Genomic DNA, 19,664 nt, shown 5'->3' with positions numbered 1-19,664 from the left:
CCGATATCATGTTTTAAAAGTAAAGTAGTAAAGGCGGCAACGGTTTTTCCACCGCCTGTGGTGAGGTGAACGACAGCCCCTGAAAATCTGTCGGCAATTAGAAAAGGGATACCCCATGTTTAACAAAGTTACGAAAACCTTCCAGTACGGTCAACACCAAGTGACCCTGGAAACCGGCGAAATCGCACGTCAGGCATCCGGCGCAGTGCTGGTGTCGATCGAAGATACCGTCGTTCTGGCAACGGTAGTGGCACGCAAAGATGCCAAACCAGGCCAGGATTTCTTCCCTTTGACGGTAGATTATGTTGAAAAAACCTATGCTGCCGGTAAAATCCCGGGCGGTTTTTTCAAGCGCGAAGGCCGTCCTTCCGAAAAAGAAACACTGACATCCCGTCTGATCGACCGTCCTATCCGTCCGCTGTTCCCGGAAGGCTACCTGAATGAAGTGCAAGTCATCATTCACGTGTTGTCGGTCAACCCTGAAATCGATCCGGACATCGCCGCCATGATCGGCGCCTCGGCTGCCCTGTGCGTATCGGGCGTGCCTTTCAGCGGCCCGATCGGCGCTGCGCGCGTCGGTTACGCGAATGGCCAGTACATCCTGAACCCGACCGTCCAGCAACTGAAAACGTCGGAAATGGACCTGGTGGTCGCCGGTACCGAAACGGCCGTGCTGATGGTCGAATCGGAAGCGAAACAGCTGTCCGAAGAAATCATGCTGGGCGCCGTGGTCTTTGGCCACGACCAGATGAAAGTCGTCATCGACGCGATTCATGACCTGGTGCGTGACGGCGGCAAGCCGGAAGTGGAATGGGCGCCTGCGCCGAAAAACGAAGCTCTGATCGCTCGCGTCGCACATTTCGCCAACGCCAAGATCAATGACGCGTATCAAACCAAGGACAAGCAAGAGCGTACGGCCAAGCTGAAAGCAGCGACGTCGGAAGTGATCGCCGATCTGTCGGCTGAAGCTGCCGCCAACGGCGGCGCGTCGATCGACAGCGCTGAAGTGAACAACATCCTGTTCGACATCGAAGCGAAAATCGTGCGTACGCAAATCCTCGACGGCGAGCCACGCATCGACGGCCGCGACACGCGCACCGTGCGTCCGATCTCGATCCGCACCAGCGTGCTGCCACGCACCCACGGTTCGGCCCTGTTCACGCGCGGCGAAACGCAAGCGCTGGTCGTCGCTACCCTGGGCACCGCCCGCGACAGCCAGAAGATCGATGCGCTGATGGGCGAGTTCACCGATTCGTTCATGCTGCATTACAACATGCCTCCGTTCGCCACGGGCGAAACGGGCCGTGTCGGTACGCCTAAACGCCGCGAAATCGGCCACGGCCGTCTGGCCAAGCGCGCGCTGATCGCCGCCCTGCCAGCAGCTGAAGAGTTCAGCTACTCGGTGCGCCTGGTATCGGAAATCACGGAATCGAACGGTTCTTCGTCGATGGCTTCGGTGTGCGGCGGCTGCCTGGCACTGATGGACGCCGGCGTGCCGATGAAAGAACACGTGGCCGGTATCGCCATGGGCCTGATCAAGGAAGGCGGCAAGTTTGCCGTGCTGTCCGACATCCTGGGCGACGAAGATCACCTGGGCGACATGGACTTCAAGGTAGCCGGTACCCGCAACGGTATCACGGCGCTGCAGATGGACATCAAGATCATGGGCATCACCAAGGAAATCATGCAAGTGGCACTGGCGCAAGCCAAGGAAGGCCGCGAGCACATCCTGGGCGAAATGCAAAAAGCCATGCCGCACGTCAAAACCGAACTGTCCGATTTCGCACCGCGTCTGATCACCATCAAGATCAACCCGGAAAAAATCCGTGACGTGATCGGCAAGGGCGGCGCCGTGATTCGCGCGCTGACCGAAGAGACGGGCACCCAGATCGACATCAGCGACGAAGGCGTGGTCACCATCGCTTCCGTCGACGCTGCTGCCGGCCAGGAAGCCAAGCGCCGCATCGAAGAACTGACCGCTTCCGTCGAAGTGGGCAAGACCTACGAAGGCACCGTGCTGAAACTGCTGGACTTCGGCGCCATCGTGCAAGTCATGCCAGGCAAAGACGGCTTGCTGCACATCAGCCAGATCGCCAACGAGCGCGTCAACGCGGTCGCCGATTACCTGAAAGAAGGCCAGCTGGTCCGCGTCAAAGTGCTGGAAACGGATGACCGTGGTCGTCTGAAGCTGTCGATGAAAGCTGCTGAAGGCAACGAAGCGCCAGCCGCTTAAATCAGGCTGACTGCGGCCTCGGCCGCATGCTCAACAACCGCCAGCGCGCAAGCCCTGGCGGTTTTTTTTGCGCCGCGTTTGTGCTGCATCAAGGTAGATGCCACTTTGCGCATCGGCCTTGATCCAGCTCGCATTGGCCAGTTGTGCGCCTTGTAGATTCGGGAGGGGATCTTCCCCTGAACGAGTCTTCCAAGGAGATGCAGCATGCGCACATTCTGCGGGCTGGCCGCCGCCTTTCTGCTTGCCGTCGCGCCCGGCGTCCGGGCCCAGCTGGACAACGCGCCCATGCCGGTGCCGCTGCCCATTCCCATCGCCGCCGCATCCACGGCCATGCCGGCGCAGGATATCGACGCCTTGCGCACCGTGCACGCGCGCGAAATCAATGACCTCAGCACCTTCAAGACGGCGGGCTTGCAGCGCGAAGCGATCGACTCCTATCTCGATAGCGGACCAGGACAGCAGTTCCTGCGCGAACTGCGCGCCGCCGACCCGGCCGCCCCGACCGAGACGATTTATGCGCGCGCGGTCGAGCAGCTCGCTTCCGGCGGCACCTTGCCCGACTTGCAAGCCACGTCGGCCGCACTGGTAAAAATCGTGCCGCATGGCCAGAATGTGTCGCCGTATTCGCCGTATTTCACCACCAGCGCGCAATTGCAGCTGGCATCTAGCCAGTGCGCCAGCCTGGCCGACTGTTTCGGCTTGCCCCTGAAGAGCGAGGCGCCGCTGTATGATGTGTACCAGATCATGCCCAAGGGCACGGTGAACGTGTTCGTCAGCTCGGTGGCGCCCACGCAAGAGCTGGGCGGGCTGGTGCGGCGCCGTGGCGGGGCGCAACAGTATTTATTGCCAAATCGCAACTTGTGGTCAGTCCCTGTGCTGATCGGCACGATCAGGAACTGAGGAGAGATGATGGAGCAGCAGCGCTTGCAAACCCTTGCTACCGAACTGGAACAGTTGCTGGCGCGCCTGGCGCTCTTCGATGGGGAGGTGGCCGACTTGCGCAGCGCGCTCGAGCCGCTGCTGGCCCTGGCGGGCAGCGGCGCCTTGAGCGCGCCCCTGCCATGGGGCGATATCCCCGGCGGGCGTTATTTTACGGAAGGCGGCTTGCGCCAGTACCCTGAGCTGGAACAGGCATTTGCCCGCTTCCGCATCGAAGCGACGGGCGGCGAATCGCCCGCCTTGCGCAAGCTGCGCGGCGAGATGTAATTAATATTTGGTATCAATTGTTGTTTCTGGGTAATTGAGAGTCAGTATTGCTTGACGACAAAATCTTATTCCCCGACCATGGTGTATCCCTCCCGATTTCCCCTTTTTTATTGGATGCACCATGTTGTCCTCCCTTAAGGCGCGGCTGATCGCCATCGCCGTTTCCATCGTCGTGCTGGCCATGCTGGCTGTGGCCATCGCCAATTTCTTCACTACGCGCTCCAGCACCCTGGCCGCGCTCGACACGCAGATGCTGCAGTTGTCGCACAGCCACGCGCAGGCGATCGCCGAATGGCTGCGTTCCAAGCAAGCTGTCGTCGCTTCGCTCAAGCAGGGCGCCACGGCGGCCGATCCGCTGCCGGCCCTGAAGGCGGCCGAGCAGGCGGGCACGTTCGACATGGCGTACATCGGCTTTGCCGACAAGCACGCCGTCTTTTCGCAGGAGCGCCAGCGTGCCGCCGACTACGATCCCACGGCGCGGCCCTGGTACAAGCTGGCGTCCGAAACGGGCGGCCCCGTCATCACTGCGCCGTATATCGGTGCCAGCACGGGCAAGCTGGTGGTGACGTTTGCCGAGCCGCTGGGCGGCAAGGGCAGCGTGACGGGCGTGATGGCGGCCGATGTGATGATGGATGCCGTGGTGCAAAACGTCGCCTCGATCAAGCCGACGGCGTCCAGCTACGGCTTTCTCGTCGATGGCGGCGGCAAGATCATCGCCCATCCTGACGGCAAGCTGACCCTGAAACCGCTGGCCGAGCTGGACCCGGGCCTGAGCGCGCAGGCGCTGGCCGATATCGAAAAGAGCGGCGACGGCGCCGCCATTCGCCTCGGCGAACGTAACGGCATCTTGCATGTGAGTAAAGTGCCGGGCAGCGACTGGTTGCTGGCTACCGTGCTCGACCGCGCGGAAGCGACGCAAGCATTGACCTCCATGCTGCGCGCCTCGGCCCTGACGGCCTTGCTGGTGCTGGCCCTGGCCGCCGCAGTATTGAGTGTGCTGGTGGCGCGCGCCCTGCGCCGCCTGGGCCTGGTGCGCGATGCGATGGAAGCGATCGCCACGGGCGACGGCGACCTGACCAGCCGCCTCGACGCGGAAGGTAGTGACGAACTGGCGCAGATCGCCAAGGCCTTCAATTTGTTCGTCGAAAAGATCGCCACCGTGCTGGTGCAGATCCGCAGCATCAGCACCCTGGTGCGCAGCGAGTCGGCCGATATTGCTGCCGGCAACGCCGACCTGTCCTCGCGCACGGAAGCGCAGGCGGGCGCGCTGGAAGAAACGGCCAGTTCGATGGATGAGCTGACCTCGACCGTCAAGCAGAATGCGGAAAACGCGCATGCGGCCAACGAACTGGCCATGTCCGCCTCGGAAGTGGCGGCCAAGGGCGGCCGCGTGGTGCAGCAAGTGGTGGGCACGATGGCCGGCATCCAGGAAAGCTCGCGCAAGATCGTCGACATCATCGGCGTCATCGACGGCATCGCATTCCAGACGAATATCCTGGCCTTGAACGCGGCCGTCGAGGCGGCGCGCGCGGGCGAGCAGGGCAGGGGCTTTGCCGTGGTGGCGTCCGAAGTGCGCAACCTGGCGCAACGCTCCGCTGGCGCGGCGAAGGAAATCAAGGAGCTGATCGGCGACTCGGTGGAAAAAGTCGATGCGGGCGGGCGCCTCGTCAATGAAGCGGGCCAGACCATGGATCAGGTGGTGGCCTCGGTGCAGCAATTGACGACCATCATGAGCGAGATCACGGTGGCCAGCCGCGAACAGAGCGCCGGTATCGGCGAGATCAATACGGCTGTCACGCACATGGATACCATGACACAGCAAAATGCGGCCCTCGTCGAGCAAGCCGCCGCTGCTGCGGAAAGCCTGCAGGAGCAGGCCGTGGACCTAGCGCAGGCCGTCGGCATGTTCCGCCTCGGTGATGCCGGCCCTGCTGCAGCGCCCGCGCCCGTGACGCGCCTCAAGGCGAAGCCGGCCGCATCGGTGCCACGTGCGCCGGCCCGCGCGCTGTCGGCGGCCAAGCCCGTCAAGGCAGCCAAGTCCGGCGCCGACGAGTGGGAAGAGTTTTAAGTTGCAAGCGTAGCGACCTGCGCGTTTATCCGCGTTTTTGTCAGGCCAGCCTGCCAAAAGCGCAGTTCGTCGCAATCGGCGTGTTGGCCGGGGGCGGTATGGCTATAGTGACACCATACCGCAAGCCCACTGCCAGACACCCGAGGAGAACAACATGAACGTCGCTAAAAACATGGAAGTCATCGCCGTTGCCGCCGCCATCGTGCTCGGCGCCAGCTGCTACGCCATCGCCCCGGCCGCCCCGGCCCTGCAAGTGGCCAGCTCCACGGCCACCCTGGCCGCGCCAGCGGGCAAGACTGCCATGCACGTGGTGGTGGTCAAGGCCAAGCGCCTGAGCGCTACCGAAAAAGCCCGTTTCGCATAATTGATTGTCAGCAATTTTTGCTGCTGCTACAGTGGCAGCCAGTGGCAATGCCGGTCGCCCAACGCGGGCGCCGCAATACATAAAAACAAGATACCGAGGATGCACTACATGAAGAAGATACTGCAACTGGCGCTGCTGTTCCTGGCGACTTTTGGCCTGGTGCGCGGCGTGGCCGCCGAGACCCGCTTGCTGGAAATGCGCAACATCGACGCGCGCGTGGTACGCGTCAAGCTCGACGGCGTGATGGAGGTGCGCATTCGCCAGGGCAACGTGCCTTCGCTGAGCATCACGGCCGACAAGCGCTACATCGCCGATGTCAGCACGGCGCAAAGCGGCGACACCCTGCACATCGAGACGGAAGTGCGCGGCTTCAAGATCGGCCCCTCGTCGATCCGCGCCGACCTGGTCTTGCCGAACTTGCGCGAGCTGAGCTCGGAAGGCTTTGGCAGCACGGACATCACGGGTTTCAAGGGCGAAGAGCTGACCCTGTCGCTGGAAGGGCGGGCAGCATCAAGCTGGTGGGCGACTACCGCAAGCTCAATGCCAGCCTGGGCGGTGTGGGCAGCATGCAGCTCTGGATCGGCAACAATGAACGCGCCGAGCTGGACTTGCAGGGCGCTGGCTCGGTGGTGCTGGGCGGACGCGGGCGCATCCTGAAAGCCAGCCTGGGCGGCCTGGGCAGCCTGAATGCGCAGCAATTCGAGGCGGACGCCGTCAACCTGGAATTGAGCGGCCTCGGCAATGCCACGGTGAATGCCCATACGAATGCCAAGCTGAACCTGAGCGGACTCGGTTCGGTGGTGGTGTACGGCAAGCCGGCCAACCGCGATGTCAGCGTCGAGGGCCTGGGCAAAGTTAGCTGGAAGTAAAAGCATCCTGCCGCAGGCCTTCTGCAGGACAAGAACAAGTAGTCAGACCACATCCCATTCCGATGAAAAAACTGATCATTACATTACTCATGCTGTTGACGATACAGCACCCCGCGCGGGCTGGCTTCGCCGAAGGCGCCAGCGCCTACAACAACAAGAATTACTCGCTGGCTTACAAGGAAATATTACCCCTTGCTAAGACCGGCAACGCCGATGCCCAGCATTTGCTGGGCTTGATGTACTACATGGGACGGGGCTTGCCGCAGGATTACAAGCAAGCCATGTTCTGGCACCGCAAGGCGGCCGAGCAGGGCAAGGCCGATGCCCAGTACGTGGTGGGCGCCATGTATTACACGGGCAACGCCGTGCTGCAGGATCACAAGCAGGCCGTCGGCTGGTTCCGCAAGGCGGCCGAGCAGAACCATGCGGAGGCGCAGCAGGTGCTGGGTCTGATGTACCGCTACCACATGGGCGGCGTGCCGCAGGATAACGTCATCGCCTACATGCTGTGGAACCTGGCGGCGGCGAATGGCAACGCGAATGCGGCCGACCAGCGCGCCGCCGTGGTGCGCAAGATGACGCATGAGCAAGTCGAGGAAGGACAAGCCCTGTCGGCCAAATGGAAGCCAGGCACGCCGCTGCCGCGCCAGTCGAAGACGGGTGGCGCCTGACGGGTGAGGTGGCAGTCTGCAAGGGCTGGCGGCTTGGCGTACAATCGCCGTTTTCCCTTGAAAGAGTCCCGCCATGCGTGCAGTTGCCATCAGCCAGCCAGGTCCCGCCGACGTTTTGCAGATCGCGGAACGTCCCATGCCGCAATACAAGGCGGGCGAACTGCTGATCAAGGTGCACGCGGCCGGCATCAACCGCCCTGACGTGCTGCAGCGCCTGGGCAAGTACGCGCCGCCCGCCGGCGCGTCCGACTTGCCGGGCCTGGAAGTGGCGGGTGAAGTCGTCGATGGCGACTTGAGCAATACTGAATTCAAAAAAGGCGACCTGGTCTGTGCGCTGGTGCAGGGCGGCGGCTATGCCGAATACTGCGCCGCCCCAAGCGGCCAGTGCCTGCCCTTGCCCAAAGGCTTGACGGCGCTGGAAGGCGCCTCCTTGCCGGAAAACTTCTTTACCGTGTGGAGCAATGTGTTCGACCGCTGCGCGCTGGCCGATGGTGAAACCTTGCTGGTGCAGGGCGGCACGTCCGGCATCGGCGTGGCGGCCATTCAATTGGCCGCTGCGCTCGGCCATCGCGTCTTCGCCACGGCCGGCAGCGATGAAAAGGCGCGCGCCTGCGAGGCGCTGGGCGCCGAACGGGGCATCAATTACCGCACGGAAGATTTCGTCGCCGTCGTCAAGGAGTTAACTGATGGCAAGGGTGTCGATGTCATCCTCGACATGGTGGGTGGCGACTACCTGCCGCGCGAGATCGATTGCCTGGCCGACGACGGCCGCATCGGCCTGATCGCCGTGCAGGGCGGCAGCAAGGCCACCCTGGACCTGGGGCAAGTGCTGCGCCGCCGCCTGAGCGTCAGCGGCTCGACCCTGCGTCCGCGCCCGGTCGCCTTCAAGGCCGCCATTGCGCACCACTTGCGCACGACCGTCTGGCCGCTGATCGAGGCGGGCAAGATCAAGCCCGTGATCTATCAGACTTTCCCGTTGGAAAAAGCCAACGAGGCGCATGCCTTGATGGAAGCGAGCACGCACGTGGGCAAGATCATGTTGCAAGTTGCCTGAAACGGGGCGCTGCCTGTTTGACCGGCATCGGTGCCGGGGTTAGAATGACGGGTTATTAAAATTTAGGCTACTATGCGTCGCAAACTCGTCGTCGGAAATTGGAAAATGAACGGCAGTCGCACCTCGAACGCGGTGTTATTGTCTGAAATAGTTGCTGGCCTGGCTGCCTCTGGCGCCGCCAGCGCCGTCTGTGTGCCCGCGCCATATCTGGCGCAGTGCCAGGCGCAATTGGCAGGTTCGCCTCTTGGCTGGGGTGCGCAAGATGTTTCCGCGCACGCCAGCGGTGCCTACACGGGAGAAATCTCGGTCGCCATGCTGCAGGATTTCGGCTGCGGCTATGTGGTGATCGGGCATTCCGAGCGCCGCGCCTACCACGGCGAGAGCGATGCACAGGTGGCGGCCAAGACGGTTGCCGCGCTGGCGGCGGGCATCACGCCTATCGTCTGCATCGGCGAGACGCTGGCGCAGCGCGAAGCGGGCCAGACCGACGCGGTCGTGGCGCAGCAGCTGGGCGTCGTGCTGGCGGCGATTTCCGCCGACGACGTGGCGAAACTGGTGCTGGCCTATGAGCCGGTCTGGGCCATCGGCACGGGCAAGACAGCCACGCCGCAAATGGCGCAGGATGTGCACCAGGTATTGCGCGCGCAACTGGCGACAAAGAATGCGGTAGCGGCCGCCGGCGTGCAAATCCTGTACGGCGGCAGCATGAAGCCGGAGAACGCAAAAGAATTGATGGCGATGCCGGATATCGATGGCGGTCTGATCGGTGGGGCGGCATTGAAGGCGGCGGATTTCCTGGCGATTATTCACGCCGCTGATTGAATTAATTTAAACTAAGAATGGAATTGCAATGAACATGATGTTCAATCTGGTAGTGGTAGTACAGGTTATTTCGGCATTATCGATTATCGCGCTGGTGTTGCTGCAGCACGGCAAGGGCGCCGACATGGGTGCCGCGTTTGGTTCAGGCGCCTCGGGCAGTCTGTTCGGTGCGACGGGTTCGTCGAACTTCATGTCGAAATCGACGGGCGTTGCCGCCGCGATCTTCTTCGGCGCTACCCTGGCCCTGTCGCTGATGGCCAATCAGCGCGCCACCACGGTGGGCGGCGGCGTGATGGATAAAGTCGTCAAGCCAGTGCCAGTCACCGGCGCGGGCGCGATCCCGACGGCGGTACCTGCTGCGGCTCCAGCGGCCAGCGCCCCAGCGGCAGCAGCCCCTGTTGCCAGCACCCCGGCAGGCGCGATTCCGAAGTAATTCAGTGTCACTGAGTAGTCAATGAGTACTCGCGCGATACCTCATCGAGAGTAATTCTCATTACGGGCAGATTATTGCTCAATGTTTTGGCAGCGCAGCAGGAAAAAATCGTGGTGCGCTGGAAGATGTAAAAATTTATCGTTTTTATCTGTGTTTTGATGCATTTGTGCATTAACTTTAGCGGCAAAGCAGAGTAGAATACGGGCCTTACCGCCGACGTGGTGAAATTGGTAGACACGCTATCTTGAGGGGGTAGTGGCGCAAGCTGTACGAGTTCGAGTCTCGTCGTCGGCACCAGAAATCAGAAGCCAGCAACGGCGCACGAGCCATGGCTCGTACAAAGTTGCTGGCTTTTTTTACGAGGATGTGTCGTTCGATCCTGGTCTTAGCTTTGATTGGGGTCGTGCGTTAGATACGCTGCAAATGATCGCAGCGTCCTCATTTAACCGATCGTTCAATATAAGCTTATCAATCGTGAACCTCGAAAATTACTTCCCCGTCCTGCTGTTTATTATTATCGGCCTTGGTGTCGGTATCGCTCCCCAGCTCCTGGGGCGCCTGTTAGGCCCTCACAAGCCTGACGCAGCAAAACTCTCCCCGTACGAATGTGGCTTTGAAGCATTCGAAGACGCGCGCATGAAATTTGATGTGCGCTACTATCTGGTCGCAATCCTGTTTATTTTGTTCGATCTGGAAACGGCATTCTTTTTCCCATGGGGCGTTGCAATGCGCGACCTGGGCTGGGCCGGTTTCGTCACGATGATGGTGTTCATCGCTGAATTCGTGGTCGGATTTTGGTACATTTGGAAGAAAGGTGCCCTTGACTGGGAATAAGCCATGGCTATTGAAGGCGTATTAAGCGAAGGTTTCATCACCACCTCGGCCGACAAGCTGATCAACTGGGCGCGCACCGGGTCTATGTTCCCGATGACGTTCGGTCTGGCCTGCTGTGCGGTCGAAATGATGCATGTGGGCGCAGCCCGCTACGATATGGACCGTTTCGGCGTCGTGTTTCGTCCGTCGCCGCGTCAGTCCGACGTCATGATCGTTGCCGGCACCCTGTGCAACAAGATGGCGCCGGCCCTGCGCAAGGTCTACGACCAGATGGCAGAGCCACGCTGGGTCATCTCGATGGGTTCCTGCGCCAATGGCGGCGGGTACTACCATTACTCCTATTCCGTGGTGCGCGGTTGCGACCGCATCGTGCCCGTCGACGTGTATGTGCCTGGCTGTCCTCCGACCGCTGAAGCCTTGCTGTACGGCATCATGCAGTTGCAGAACAAGATCAAGCGTACCAGCACGATCGCACGCTAACCGGGCCGCTTCAGATTATGACAACACATTTAGAAGTATTGCAAAACGCCCTCGGCACTGCCCTGGGCGATCGCGTTAGCACCACGGTTGCACTGGGCGAAGTCACCCTGGTCGTCAAGGCCGGGGACTACCTGGCCGTGATGCAGACCTTGCGCGACGATCCGACCCTGCATTTTGAGCAAATGCTCGACCTGTGCGGCGTCGACTACTCGACCTATGGCGACGGTAGCTGGGATGGCCTGCGTTTCGCGGCCGTCTCGCACTTGCTGTCGGTCAAGCACAACTGGCGCGTGCGCGTGCGCGTGTTCGCGCCCGACGATGACATGCCGTTGCTGCCGTCCGTGGTGAACATCTGGCGTGCCGTCAACTGGTATGAGCGCGAAGCGTTCGACCTGCTGGGTATCCTCTTCGAAGGCCACAACGACTTGCGCCGCCTGCTGACCGACTATGGTTTCATCGGCCATCCGTTCCGCAAGGATTTCCCCGTCTCCGGCTATGTCGAGATGCGTTACGATCCGGAACAGAAGCGCGTGATTTACCAGCCCGTGACGATCGAGCCGCGGGAAAACGTGCCGCGCGTGATCCGCGAAGAACATTACGGGATGAAATAATGGCTGAGATTAAGAACTACACCCTGAACTTTGGGCCACAGCATCCGGCCGCGCACGGTGTGCTGCGCCTGGTGCTGGAGATGGATGGCGAAGTCATCCAGCGTGCCGACCCGCATATCGGCCTGCTGCACCGCGCTACCGAAAAGCTGGCCGAACAGAAGACCTACCTGCAATCCGTGCCGTACATGGACCGTCTCGACTATGTGTCGATGATGTGCAATGAACATGCGTACGTGATGGCCATCGAAAAGATGCTGGGCCTGGAAGTGCCGCTGCGCGCGCAATACATCCGCGTCATGTTCGACGAGATGACGCGCATCCTGAATCACCTGATGTGGCTCGGTACCCACGCGCTGGACGTCGGCGCCATGGGTCCGTTCCTGTATTGCTTCCGTGACCGCGAAGACTTGTTCGACGCCTACGAGGCAGTCTCGGGCGCGCGCATGCACGCGGCTTACTACCGTCCGGGCGGCGTGTACCGCGACTTGCCGGATGCGATGCCGCAGCACAAGGCCTCGATCATCCGCAACGCCAAGGCGATCAGCAAGTTGAATGAAAACCGCCAGGGTTCCCTGCTGGACTTCATCGAAGACTTCGCGCGCCGTTTCCCGAATTCCGTGGACGAGTACGAAACGCTGCTGACCGACAACCGTATCTGGAAACAGCGTACCGTCGGCATCGGCGTGGTCTCGCCGGAAGATGCGCTGGCCATGGGCTTCACGGGCGCCATGCTGCGCGGCTCGGGTGTGCAGTGGGATTTGCGCAAGAAACAGCCGTACGAAGTGTACGACCTGATGGATTTCGACATTCCTATCGGCACCAACGGCGATTGCTACGACCGTTACCTGGTCCGCGTGGAAGAGTTGCGCCAGTCGAACCGCATCATCAAGCAATGCGTGGAGTGGCTGCGCAACAATGAAGGTCCTGTCATGACCAGCAACCGCAAGGTGGCGCCTCCGGGCCGCGTCGACATGAAGACCAACATGGAGTCCTTGATTCACCACTTCAAGCTGTTCACGGAAGGTTTCCACGTACCGCCAGGCGAGGCCTACAGCGCCGTGGAACATCCGAAGGGCGAGTTCGGCGTGTACCTGGTGTCCGATGGCGCCAACAAGCCGTACCGCATGAAACTGCGCGCGCCAGACTACGCTCACTTGCAGTCGCTCGACGAGATGGCGCGTGGGCACATGCTTGCCGACGCCGTGACCATCATCGGGACGCAAGATATCGTGTTCGGCAGTATTGACCGCTAAGAGGCAAAAAGTATGTTGTTATCAGAGCAATGCTATAAGAAAATTGACCGCGAGCTGGCCAAGTACCCGGCCGACCAGCGTCAGTCGGCCGTCATGGCCGCGCTGGCCCACGCCCAGGATGAACTGGGCTGGCTGGCGCCGGACACCATGAAGGAACTGGCCGATTACATCGGCATGCCGGCGATTGCCGTGCAGGAAGTGGCCACGTTCTACAATATGTACAACGTGAAACCCGTGGGCAAGCACAAGATCACCGTGTGCACCAACCTGCCATGCGCGCTGTCGGGTGGCGTGCGCGCTGCAGAGTACCTGAAGCAGAAACTGGGTATCGATTTCCGCGAAACCACCGCAGACGGCCAGTTCACCCTGGTTGAAGGCGAGTGCATGGGTGCTTGCGGCGATGCGCCGGTCTTGCTGGTCAGTAATAAAACCATGTGCAGCTGGATGTCGAACGAGAAAATCGACGCCATGCTGGAGGAACTCAAGAAATGACGTCACTCCACAACCGCCATATCGATCCATTGATCCTGAAGGATCTGGATGGCAAGAACTGGCATTTGCAAGATTATGTGAACCGCGGCGGCTATAGCGCCCTGCGGCGTATCCTGGAAGAGAAAATCACGCCGGAACAGATCATCGCCGACCTCAAGGCTTCGTCCTTGCGCGGCCGTGGCGGCGCGGGTTTCCCTACCGGCTTGAAATGGAGCTTCATGCCGCGCCAGTTCCCAGGTCAAAAATACCTCGTCTGCAATACAGATGAAGGCGAACCGGGCACTTTCAAGGACCGCGACATCATTCGTTACAATCCCCATGCGCTGATCGAAGGCATGGCCATTGGCGCTTATGCGATGGGTATCACCGTCGGCTATAACTATATCCACGGCGAAATCTGGGCCGAGTACGCCCGTTTCGAAGAAGCGCTGGAAGAGGCGCGCGCCGCCGGTTTCCTGGGTGACAAGATCATGGGCAGCGAGTTCTCGTTCCAGTTGCATGCGCACCATGGTTATGGCGCCTACATCTGCGGCGAAGAAACGGCCCTGCTGGAATCCCTGGAAGGCAAGAAAGGCCAGCCGCGCTTCAAGCCGCCTTTCCCTGCCTCGTTTGGCCTGTACGGCAAGCCGACGACGATCAACAACACGGAAACCTTCGCGGCCGTGCCATTCGTGCTGAACATCGGCCCAGAGAAATATCTGGCGATGGGCAAGCCGAACAATGGCGGTTCGAAGATCTTCTCGATCTCGGGCGACGTGGAATTGCCGGGCAACTACGAAGTGCCGCTCGGCACGCCGTTCGCCACACTGCTGGAACTGGCAGGTGGCATGCGCGGTGGCAAAAAGATCAAGGCCGTGATCCCTGGCGGCTCGTCCGCGCCGGTGATCCGCGGCGACATCATGATGCAGACCGACCTGGACTACGACTCGATCGCGAAAGCCGGTTCGATGTTGGGTTCGGGCGCCATCATCGTGATGGACGAAACACGCTGCATGGTGAAGGCGCTGGAGCGCCTGTCCTACTTCTACTTTGAAGAATCGTGCGGCCAGTGTACGCCTTGCCGTGAAGGCACAGGCTGGATGTACCGCATGGTGCACCGCATCGAGCAGGGGCAGGGTCGTCCAGACGACCTGGACATGCTCAACTCGATCGCCGACAACATCCAGGGCCGCACCATCTGCGCGCTGGGTGATGCGGCTGCCATGCCGGTACGGGCCTTCATTAAGAATTTCCGTGAAGAATTTGAATATCATATCGAGCACAAGCATTGCTTAGTGCCCGCATATATCTAAGCTGCGTCAGGTAACGATCACCATGGTTGAAATCGAAATAGACGGCAAAAAAGTCGAAGTCCCTGCTGGTAGCATGGTGATGGACGCCGCCAACAAATTGGGAACCTACATTCCGCACTTCTGCTATCACAAGAAATTGTCGATCGCAGCGAACTGCCGCATGTGCCTGGTCGAAGTGGAAAAGGCGCCTAAGCCTTTGCCCGCTTGTGCGACCCCGGTCAGTGCCGGCATGATCGTGCGCTCCGCCAGCGATAAAGCTGTGCAGGCGCAAAAGTCGGTCATGGAATTCTTGCTGATTAACCACCCGCTCGATTGCCCGATCTGCGATCAGGGCGGCGAATGCCAGTTGCAAGACTTGGCAGTGGGCTACGGCAAGAGCGAATCGCGCTACAAGGAAGACAAGCGCGTGGTGCAGCCGAAGGAAGCCGGTCCGCTGGTGTCCATGCAGGAAATGTCGCGCTGCATCCAGTGCACCCGCTGCGTACGCTTTGGCCAGGAAGTGGCCGGCGTGATGGAGCTGGGCATGATCGGCCGCGGCGAACACTCGGAAATCGTGTCCTTCGTCGGCCAGACGGTCGACTCCGAACTGTCGGGCAACATGATCGACCTGTGCCCGGTTGGCGCACTGACCTCGAAGCCGTTCCGCTACAGCGCCCGTACGTGGGAACTGTCGCGCCGCAAATCGGTCAGCCCGCATGACGGCCTGGGTACCAACCTGATCGTGCAAGTGAAAGCTGGCAAGGTCAAGCGCGTATTGCCGCTGGAAAACGAAGCCGTCAACGAGTGCTGGATCTCGGACAAGGACCGTTTCTCGTACGAAGCGCTGGACAGTGCCGAACGCCTGACTTCCCCGATGCTGAAACAAGGCAACGAGTGGAAAGAAGTCGATTGGCAGACCGCGCTGGAATACGTGGCGCACGGTTTGAAAAACATCAAGCATGAGCATGGCGCTGACGCCATCGCCGCGCTGGCCACCCCGCATTCGACGGTCGAAGAGCTGGTCCTGCTGCAAAAAGTCGCCCACGGCCTCGGTTCCGAGAACGTCGACTTCCGCCTGCGCCAGACCGACTTCGCACTCGACGCCAGTGTGAAACCATGGCTGGGCATGCCGATCAGCGAATTTGGCCAGATCAAGCGCGCCTTCGTCATCGGCTCGTTCCTGCGCAAGGATCACCCCTTGCTGGCCACGCGTTTGCGCGCGTCCGTCAAGGGCGGCGCCAAGCTGTCGATCCTGCACGCCTCTGACGATGATCAATTGATCAGCATCGCCAACAAGATGATCGTGGCACCAAGCGATTGGCTGGCGGCCTTGTCGGAAGTGCTCGTCGCTGTTGCTAAGGCGAAAGAAATCGCCGCACCAAACGGTTTTGAAGCGATTGTCGCTTCGGACGTGGCTGTCGCCATCGCTGCCAGCCTGATGGCCGGCGACCATGGCGCCGTGCTGCTGGGTAACGCGGCAACGCAACACCCGCAAGCGTCGCAACTGCATGCTGCCGCGCAATGGATCGCCGAACAGACGGGCGCCAAGCTCGGTTACCTGACGGAAGCGGCCAACACGGTAGGCGCGCACCTGGTCGCCAAGCCGCGCACCAATGTGCAAGCAGCGTTTGCCGTGCCGAAAAAAGCTTACGTGCTGCTGCACGCCGAGCCGGAATTGGATAGCGCCAATCCACAGGCTGCCCGCGCCGCGCTCGACAGCGCCGAGATGGTCGTGGCCATGTCCGCCTTCAAGCACGGCATGGATTACGCCGACGTCTTGCTGCCGATCGCCCCGTTCGCTGAAACCTCGGGCACCTTCGTCAACTGCGAAGGCCGCGCGCAAAGCTTCAACGGCACCGTGAAACCGCTGGCCGATACCCGTCCAGCCTGGAAAGTGCTGCGCGTCCTGGGCAACATCCTGGGCCTGGCCGGTTTCGACTACGACACCTCCGAAGCGATCCGCGACGAAGCGTTTGGTGCCGGCGTGCTTGACCTGTCGGCACAGCTGAACAACATCGCCAAGAACGCACCGGCAGCGGCAAGCTACGCACCGGCTTCGCCAGCGCTGCAACGCATCGCCGACGTGCCGATCTACTTCGCCGACGCGCTGGTACGCCGCTCCGAACCGCTGCTGCGCACGGTCGATGGCGCCGCGCCGCAAGCCCATTTGTCCGCCGAACTGGCTGGCAAGCTGGGCATCAAGGCGGGCGACAAGGTCAAAGTGGCGCAAGGCTCCGGCAGCGCCATCCTGGTGGCGGCAATCCATGCCGGCCTGCCAGCCAATGTGGTTAAAGTGTCGGCGGCGCATGCCTCGACGGCTAGCCTGGGCGGCATGTTCGGTGACATCACAGTTGAAACAGCAGAGGGGAAAATCTGATGGCTCTGCCTGAATTTGTAAACGTCATCAACAGTACCGGCCAGGATTTGCTGGGCGGTACCTGGCCGTTCTTCTGGACCCTGATCAAGATCCTGTGCGTGCTGTTGCCACTGATGGGCCTGGTTGCTTACGCCACCTTGTGGGAGCGCAAGCTGATCGGCTGGATCCAGATCCGCGTCGGCCCGAACCGCGTCGGCCCCTTGGGCTTGCTGCAACCGATCGCCGATGCACTGAAACTCTTGTTCAAAGAGATCATCATCCCGGCCAAGGCCGCCAAGGGCCTGTTCGTCATCGGTCCGATCATGACCATCATGCCGGCCCTGGCTGCCTGGTCGGTCGTGCCGTTCGGTCCGGAAGCTGTGCTGGCCAACGTCAACGCGGGCTTGCTGCTGCTGCTGGCGATTACCTCGATGGAAGTCTACGGCATCATCATCGCCGGCTGGGCCTCGAACTCGAAGTACTCGTTCATGGGCGCCATGCGCGCTTCGGCACAGATGATTTCGTATGAAATCCCGATGGGCTTCGTGATGGTCATCGTGCTGATGGTGTCGGGCAGCCTGAACTTCATCGACATCGTTGGCGGCCAGCAAATCGGCTACTTCGCCGACAAGGGCGTGAACTTCATGTCGTGGAACTGGCTGCCGCTGCTGCCGATGTTCGTCATCTACCTGGTGTCGGGCCTGGCTGAAGCCAACCGTCACCCGTTCGACGTCGTCGAAGGCGAGTCGGAAATCGTTGCCGGCCACATGGTCGAGTACTCGGGCATGGCCTACGCCATGTTCATGCTGGCCGAATACGCCAACATGATCCTGATCGGCACGCTGGCTGCGATCATGTTCCTCGGTGGCTGGTCTGCACCATTTGCCTTCCTCGAGTTCTGGGGTGGTTTCGGCGGCTTCTTCTGGCTGTTCGCCAAGACCTTCTTCATCGTCTCGGTGTTCATCTGGGTACGCGGTACTTTCCCACGCTACCGTTATGACCAGATCATGCGCCTCGGCTGGAAAGTGTTTATCCCGTTGACGCTGGTCTACCTGGTCTTCGTCGCTGCCTGGATGCAGACATCCTGGAATATTTGGAAGTAAGAGAGTGCATACGAATGGATAAGGTAAAAGATTTCCTCAGCAGCCTGTTGTTGGGCGAGCTGATCAAGGGCATGGCGTTGACAGGCAAGTACATGTTTTCGCGCAAGATCACGGTGCAATTCCCGGAAGAGAAGACACCGATCTCGCCGCGTTTCCGTGGCTTGCACGCGCTGCGCCGCTACCCGAACGGCGAGGAACGTTGCATCGCCTGCAAACTGTGCGAAGCGGTTTGCCCGGCGATGGCCATCACGATCGAATCGGAACAGCGTGACGACGGTTCGCGCCGCACCACGCGTTACGATATTGACTTGACCAAGTGCATCTTCTGCGGTTTCTGCGAAGAGTCCTGCCCGGTCGATTCGATCGTCGAGACGCAAATCCTGGAATACCACGGCGAGAAACGCGGGGATTTGTATTACACGAAAGAGATGTTGCTGGCCGTGGGTGATCGTTATGAAAATGACATCGCCGCTGCGCGCGCCGCCGACGCACCTTATCGCTGATGGATGCGCCGCAGCCCCAAAGCTGCGGCGCGCCCCTCGTTCATCTGTACGTCTATTGGGTTTTTTATGGACTTTAAAACAATTTTGTTTTACGCCTTCGCGCTGATCTTGATTCTGGCAGCGACGCGCGTCATCACGGCCCGTAATCCGGTCCACGCAGTACTGTTTTTGGTGCTGTCCTTCTTTTCCGCAGCGGGCATCTGGATGCTGCTGCAAGCTGAATTCCTGGCCATCGTGCTGGTATTGGTGTATGTCGGCGCCGTGATGGTGCTGTTCCTCTTCGTCGTCATGATGCTCGATATCAATATCGACCGCATGCGCGAAGGTTTCTGGGGCTACCTGCCTTTGTCGGTGACGGTGGGCGTGATTATCGTGCTGGAAATGGCCGCTGTCCTGTGGCACGGTTTCCGCAACTTTACGCCTAGCATTGCTCCGGTGAACGTCAACCTGGGTGGCACCAAGGAACTGGGCCTGCTGATCTACACGAAATATGTGTTCGCCTTCGAGATCGCTGCCGTCGTGCTGCTGGTGGCCATCGTTGCCGCCGTTGCACTGACCCTGCGCAAACGCAAGGACACCAAGCATTTTGCTCCAGGCGATGCGGTACGCGTCAAGCGCAACGACCGCCTGAAGATCATCAAGATGGACGCGGTGGTCGAGCGTCCTGCGGCTGAGCCGGAAGTTAAGGAGGCACCATGACATTATCGCTCACACATTTTTTGGTCCTGGGCGCGATCCTGTTCGCAATCTCGATCGTCGGTATTTTCCTGAACCGCAAGAACATCATCGTATTGCTGATGGCAATCGAATTGATGCTGCTGGCGGTGAATATGAATTTCATCGCGTTCTCCCATTTCATGGGCGACGCGGCCGGTCAGATCTTCGTTTTCTTCATCCTGACGGTTGCCGCCGCTGAGTCGGCTATCGGTCTGGCTATTCTGGTGGTGATGTTCCGTAATCTGGATACCATCAACGTCGAAGACCTGGACAGCCTCAAAGGCTGATGTTTTTCAGACTCGATCTCTCGAATAATAACGATTA

Annotated in this window: 23 protein-coding genes and 1 tRNA gene; 23 read left to right on the top strand and 1 reads right to left on the bottom strand. The window is 60.4% G+C overall.

From position 1 onward, the window contains the following. The first annotated feature begins 115 nt into the window (after positions 1–115). Positions 116–2,233: a polyribonucleotide nucleotidyltransferase gene (pnp, locus tag CNX70_RS20915; protein WP_071076349.1), complete on the top strand. Its 2,118-nt coding sequence runs from the start codon at positions 116–118 to the stop codon at positions 2,231–2,233. On the opposite strand, the gene CNX70_RS28380 is transcribed toward pnp, so the two are convergent. Then, positions 2,230–2,439: a hypothetical protein gene (locus tag CNX70_RS28380; protein WP_157751202.1), complete on the bottom strand. Its 210-nt coding sequence runs from the start codon at positions 2,437–2,439 to the stop codon at positions 2,230–2,232. The genes pnp and CNX70_RS28380 overlap by 4 nt on opposite strands. On the opposite strand from CNX70_RS28380, the gene CNX70_RS20910 reads away from it, so the two are divergent. The 22 genes from CNX70_RS20910 (at position 2,438) to nuoK (ending at position 19,627) form a co-directional block, all read left to right on the top strand. Beyond that, positions 2,438–3,133, top strand: coding sequence for a hypothetical protein (locus tag CNX70_RS20910; protein ID WP_096236684.1), 696 nt, complete (start codon positions 2,438–2,440; stop codon positions 3,131–3,133). The genes CNX70_RS28380 and CNX70_RS20910 overlap by 2 nt on opposite strands. Positions 3,134–3,139: 6 nt before the next feature. Then, entirely contained in the window at positions 3,140–3,439 is a 300-nt protein-coding gene (locus tag CNX70_RS20905; RefSeq protein ID WP_157751200.1) for a hypothetical protein, read from the top strand. A gap of 121 nt (positions 3,440–3,560) precedes the next feature. Next, positions 3,561–5,507, top strand: coding sequence for a methyl-accepting chemotaxis protein (locus tag CNX70_RS20900; protein WP_167389703.1), 1,947 nt, complete (start codon positions 3,561–3,563; stop codon positions 5,505–5,507). 154 nt (positions 5,508–5,661) lie between these two features. Further along, complete coding sequence (locus CNX70_RS20895) at positions 5,662–5,871, top strand: hypothetical protein (protein ID WP_096236680.1); 210 nt, start codon at positions 5,662–5,664, stop codon at positions 5,869–5,871. Positions 5,872–5,979: 108 nt separating this feature from the next. After that, positions 5,980–6,528: a GIN domain-containing protein gene (locus tag CNX70_RS20890; RefSeq protein ID WP_244198893.1), complete on the top strand. Its 549-nt coding sequence runs from the start codon at positions 5,980–5,982 to the stop codon at positions 6,526–6,528. Continuing rightward, positions 6,438–6,740 (top strand): GIN domain-containing protein, encoded by a 303-nt coding sequence (locus CNX70_RS29000; protein ID WP_425269200.1) that lies wholly within the window; start codon positions 6,438–6,440, stop codon positions 6,738–6,740. The genes CNX70_RS20890 and CNX70_RS29000 overlap by 91 nt, the downstream gene beginning before the upstream one ends. A gap of 62 nt (positions 6,741–6,802) precedes the next feature. Next, on the top strand, positions 6,803–7,411 hold the full coding sequence (locus tag CNX70_RS20885) for a tetratricopeptide repeat protein (RefSeq protein WP_096236678.1): 609 nt from the start codon (positions 6,803–6,805) through the stop codon (positions 7,409–7,411). A 73-nt stretch (positions 7,412–7,484) separates the two neighbouring features. Beyond that, on the top strand, positions 7,485–8,465 hold the full coding sequence (locus tag CNX70_RS20880) for an NAD(P)H-quinone oxidoreductase (RefSeq protein WP_096236676.1): 981 nt from the start codon (positions 7,485–7,487) through the stop codon (positions 8,463–8,465). Positions 8,466–8,537: 72 nt separating this feature from the next. Beyond that, positions 8,538–9,287, top strand: coding sequence for a triose-phosphate isomerase (gene tpiA / locus CNX70_RS20875; protein ID WP_096236674.1), 750 nt, complete (start codon positions 8,538–8,540; stop codon positions 9,285–9,287). 28 nt (positions 9,288–9,315) lie between these two features. Then, on the top strand, positions 9,316–9,720 hold the full coding sequence (gene secG / locus CNX70_RS20870; protein WP_071076357.1) for a preprotein translocase subunit SecG: 405 nt from the start codon (positions 9,316–9,318) through the stop codon (positions 9,718–9,720). 212 nt (positions 9,721–9,932) lie between these two features. After that, positions 9,933–10,017 (top strand) — tRNA-Leu (locus CNX70_RS20865). 177 nt (positions 10,018–10,194) lie between these two features. Beyond that, positions 10,195–10,554 carry an NADH-quinone oxidoreductase subunit A gene (locus CNX70_RS20860; RefSeq protein WP_071076971.1) on the top strand — a complete coding sequence of 120 codons (360 nt, stop codon included), beginning with the start codon at positions 10,195–10,197 and terminating at the stop codon, positions 10,552–10,554. Positions 10,555–10,557: 3 nt separating this feature from the next. Next, positions 10,558–11,034 carry a NuoB/complex I 20 kDa subunit family protein gene (locus CNX70_RS20855; RefSeq protein ID WP_010399733.1) on the top strand — a complete coding sequence of 159 codons (477 nt, stop codon included), beginning with the start codon at positions 10,558–10,560 and terminating at the stop codon, positions 11,032–11,034. A gap of 17 nt (positions 11,035–11,051) precedes the next feature. Beyond that, on the top strand, positions 11,052–11,645 hold the full coding sequence (locus tag CNX70_RS20850) for an NADH-quinone oxidoreductase subunit C (RefSeq protein ID WP_096236672.1): 594 nt from the start codon (positions 11,052–11,054) through the stop codon (positions 11,643–11,645). Further along, on the top strand, positions 11,645–12,898 hold the full coding sequence (locus tag CNX70_RS20845; RefSeq protein WP_010399731.1) for an NADH-quinone oxidoreductase subunit D: 1,254 nt from the start codon (positions 11,645–11,647) through the stop codon (positions 12,896–12,898). Before CNX70_RS20850 ends, CNX70_RS20845 begins: the two co-directional genes overlap by 1 nt. A 12-nt stretch (positions 12,899–12,910) precedes the next feature. Then, complete coding sequence (nuoE, locus tag CNX70_RS20840) at positions 12,911–13,390, top strand: NADH-quinone oxidoreductase subunit NuoE (RefSeq protein WP_071076360.1); 480 nt, start codon at positions 12,911–12,913, stop codon at positions 13,388–13,390. Next, entirely contained in the window at positions 13,387–14,682 is a 1,296-nt protein-coding gene (gene nuoF, locus CNX70_RS20835; RefSeq protein WP_096236670.1) for an NADH-quinone oxidoreductase subunit NuoF, read from the top strand. Before nuoE ends, nuoF begins: the two co-directional genes overlap by 4 nt. A gap of 22 nt (positions 14,683–14,704) precedes the next feature. After that, on the top strand, positions 14,705–17,038 hold the full coding sequence (gene nuoG, locus CNX70_RS20830; RefSeq protein WP_096236668.1) for an NADH-quinone oxidoreductase subunit NuoG: 2,334 nt from the start codon (positions 14,705–14,707) through the stop codon (positions 17,036–17,038). Further along, on the top strand, positions 17,038–18,120 hold the full coding sequence (gene nuoH / locus CNX70_RS20825) for an NADH-quinone oxidoreductase subunit NuoH (protein WP_096236666.1): 1,083 nt from the start codon (positions 17,038–17,040) through the stop codon (positions 18,118–18,120). The genes nuoG and nuoH overlap by 1 nt, the downstream gene beginning before the upstream one ends. A 14-nt stretch (positions 18,121–18,134) precedes the next feature. Further along, entirely contained in the window at positions 18,135–18,623 is a 489-nt protein-coding gene (gene nuoI / locus CNX70_RS20820) for an NADH-quinone oxidoreductase subunit NuoI (RefSeq protein WP_096236664.1), read from the top strand. A 66-nt stretch (positions 18,624–18,689) separates the two neighbouring features. Continuing rightward, on the top strand, positions 18,690–19,322 hold the full coding sequence (locus CNX70_RS20815) for an NADH-quinone oxidoreductase subunit J (protein ID WP_096236662.1): 633 nt from the start codon (positions 18,690–18,692) through the stop codon (positions 19,320–19,322). Further along, positions 19,319–19,627: an NADH-quinone oxidoreductase subunit NuoK gene (nuoK, locus tag CNX70_RS20810; protein WP_010399724.1), complete on the top strand. Its 309-nt coding sequence runs from the start codon at positions 19,319–19,321 to the stop codon at positions 19,625–19,627. Before CNX70_RS20815 ends, nuoK begins: the two co-directional genes overlap by 4 nt. Positions 19,628–19,664 lie beyond the last annotated feature (37 nt).

This window comes from Janthinobacterium svalbardense, from assembly GCF_002327145.1.
GTDB classification, from domain to species: domain Bacteria; phylum Pseudomonadota; class Gammaproteobacteria; order Burkholderiales; family Burkholderiaceae_D; genus Janthinobacterium; species Janthinobacterium tructae.
The sequence above is the reverse complement of the archived record's forward strand: the minus strand, read 5'-3'. Positions and strand labels throughout refer to the sequence as shown.

What these genes read in the sequence shown, in the direction of transcription:
- tpiA (WP_096236674.1), top strand. Translation starts at nt 8,538, where the DNA reads ATGCGTCGCAAACTCGTCGTCGGAAATTGGAAAATGAACGGCAGTCGC.
- nuoF (WP_096236670.1), top strand. Translation starts at nt 13,387, where the DNA reads ATGACGTCACTCCACAACCGCCATATCGATCCATTGATCCTGAAGGAT.
- nuoE (WP_071076360.1), top strand. Translation starts at nt 12,911, where the DNA reads ATGTTGTTATCAGAGCAATGCTATAAGAAAATTGACCGCGAGCTGGCC.
- CNX70_RS20850 (WP_096236672.1), top strand. Translation starts at nt 11,052, where the DNA reads ATGACAACACATTTAGAAGTATTGCAAAACGCCCTCGGCACTGCCCTG.
- nuoG (WP_096236668.1), top strand. Translation starts at nt 14,705, where the DNA reads ATGGTTGAAATCGAAATAGACGGCAAAAAAGTCGAAGTCCCTGCTGGT.
- CNX70_RS20900 (WP_167389703.1), top strand. Translation starts at nt 3,561, where the DNA reads ATGTTGTCCTCCCTTAAGGCGCGGCTGATCGCCATCGCCGTTTCCATC.
- nuoH (WP_096236666.1), top strand. Translation starts at nt 17,038, where the DNA reads ATGGCTCTGCCTGAATTTGTAAACGTCATCAACAGTACCGGCCAGGAT.
- CNX70_RS20895 (WP_096236680.1), top strand. Translation starts at nt 5,662, where the DNA reads ATGAACGTCGCTAAAAACATGGAAGTCATCGCCGTTGCCGCCGCCATC.
- secG (WP_071076357.1), top strand. Translation starts at nt 9,316, where the DNA reads ATGAACATGATGTTCAATCTGGTAGTGGTAGTACAGGTTATTTCGGCA.
- CNX70_RS20815 (WP_096236662.1), top strand. Translation starts at nt 18,690, where the DNA reads ATGGACTTTAAAACAATTTTGTTTTACGCCTTCGCGCTGATCTTGATT.
- pnp (WP_071076349.1), top strand. Translation starts at nt 116, where the DNA reads ATGTTTAACAAAGTTACGAAAACCTTCCAGTACGGTCAACACCAAGTG.
- CNX70_RS20885 (WP_096236678.1), top strand. Translation starts at nt 6,803, where the DNA reads ATGAAAAAACTGATCATTACATTACTCATGCTGTTGACGATACAGCAC.
- CNX70_RS20890 (WP_244198893.1), top strand. Translation starts at nt 5,980, where the DNA reads ATGAAGAAGATACTGCAACTGGCGCTGCTGTTCCTGGCGACTTTTGGC.
- nuoK (WP_010399724.1), top strand. Translation starts at nt 19,319, where the DNA reads ATGACATTATCGCTCACACATTTTTTGGTCCTGGGCGCGATCCTGTTC.
- CNX70_RS20910 (WP_096236684.1), top strand. Translation starts at nt 2,438, where the DNA reads ATGCGCACATTCTGCGGGCTGGCCGCCGCCTTTCTGCTTGCCGTCGCG.
- CNX70_RS20855 (WP_010399733.1), top strand. Translation starts at nt 10,558, where the DNA reads ATGGCTATTGAAGGCGTATTAAGCGAAGGTTTCATCACCACCTCGGCC.
- nuoI (WP_096236664.1), top strand. Translation starts at nt 18,135, where the DNA reads ATGGATAAGGTAAAAGATTTCCTCAGCAGCCTGTTGTTGGGCGAGCTG.
- CNX70_RS20880 (WP_096236676.1), top strand. Translation starts at nt 7,485, where the DNA reads ATGCGTGCAGTTGCCATCAGCCAGCCAGGTCCCGCCGACGTTTTGCAG.
- CNX70_RS20845 (WP_010399731.1), top strand. Translation starts at nt 11,645, where the DNA reads ATGGCTGAGATTAAGAACTACACCCTGAACTTTGGGCCACAGCATCCG.
- CNX70_RS29000 (WP_425269200.1), top strand. Translation starts at nt 6,438, where the DNA reads ATGCAGCTCTGGATCGGCAACAATGAACGCGCCGAGCTGGACTTGCAG.
- CNX70_RS28380 (WP_157751202.1), bottom strand. Translation starts at nt 2,439, where the DNA reads ATGCTGCATCTCCTTGGAAGACTCGTTCAGGGGAAGATCCCCTCCCGA.
- CNX70_RS20905 (WP_157751200.1), top strand. Translation starts at nt 3,140, where the DNA reads ATGATGGAGCAGCAGCGCTTGCAAACCCTTGCTACCGAACTGGAACAG.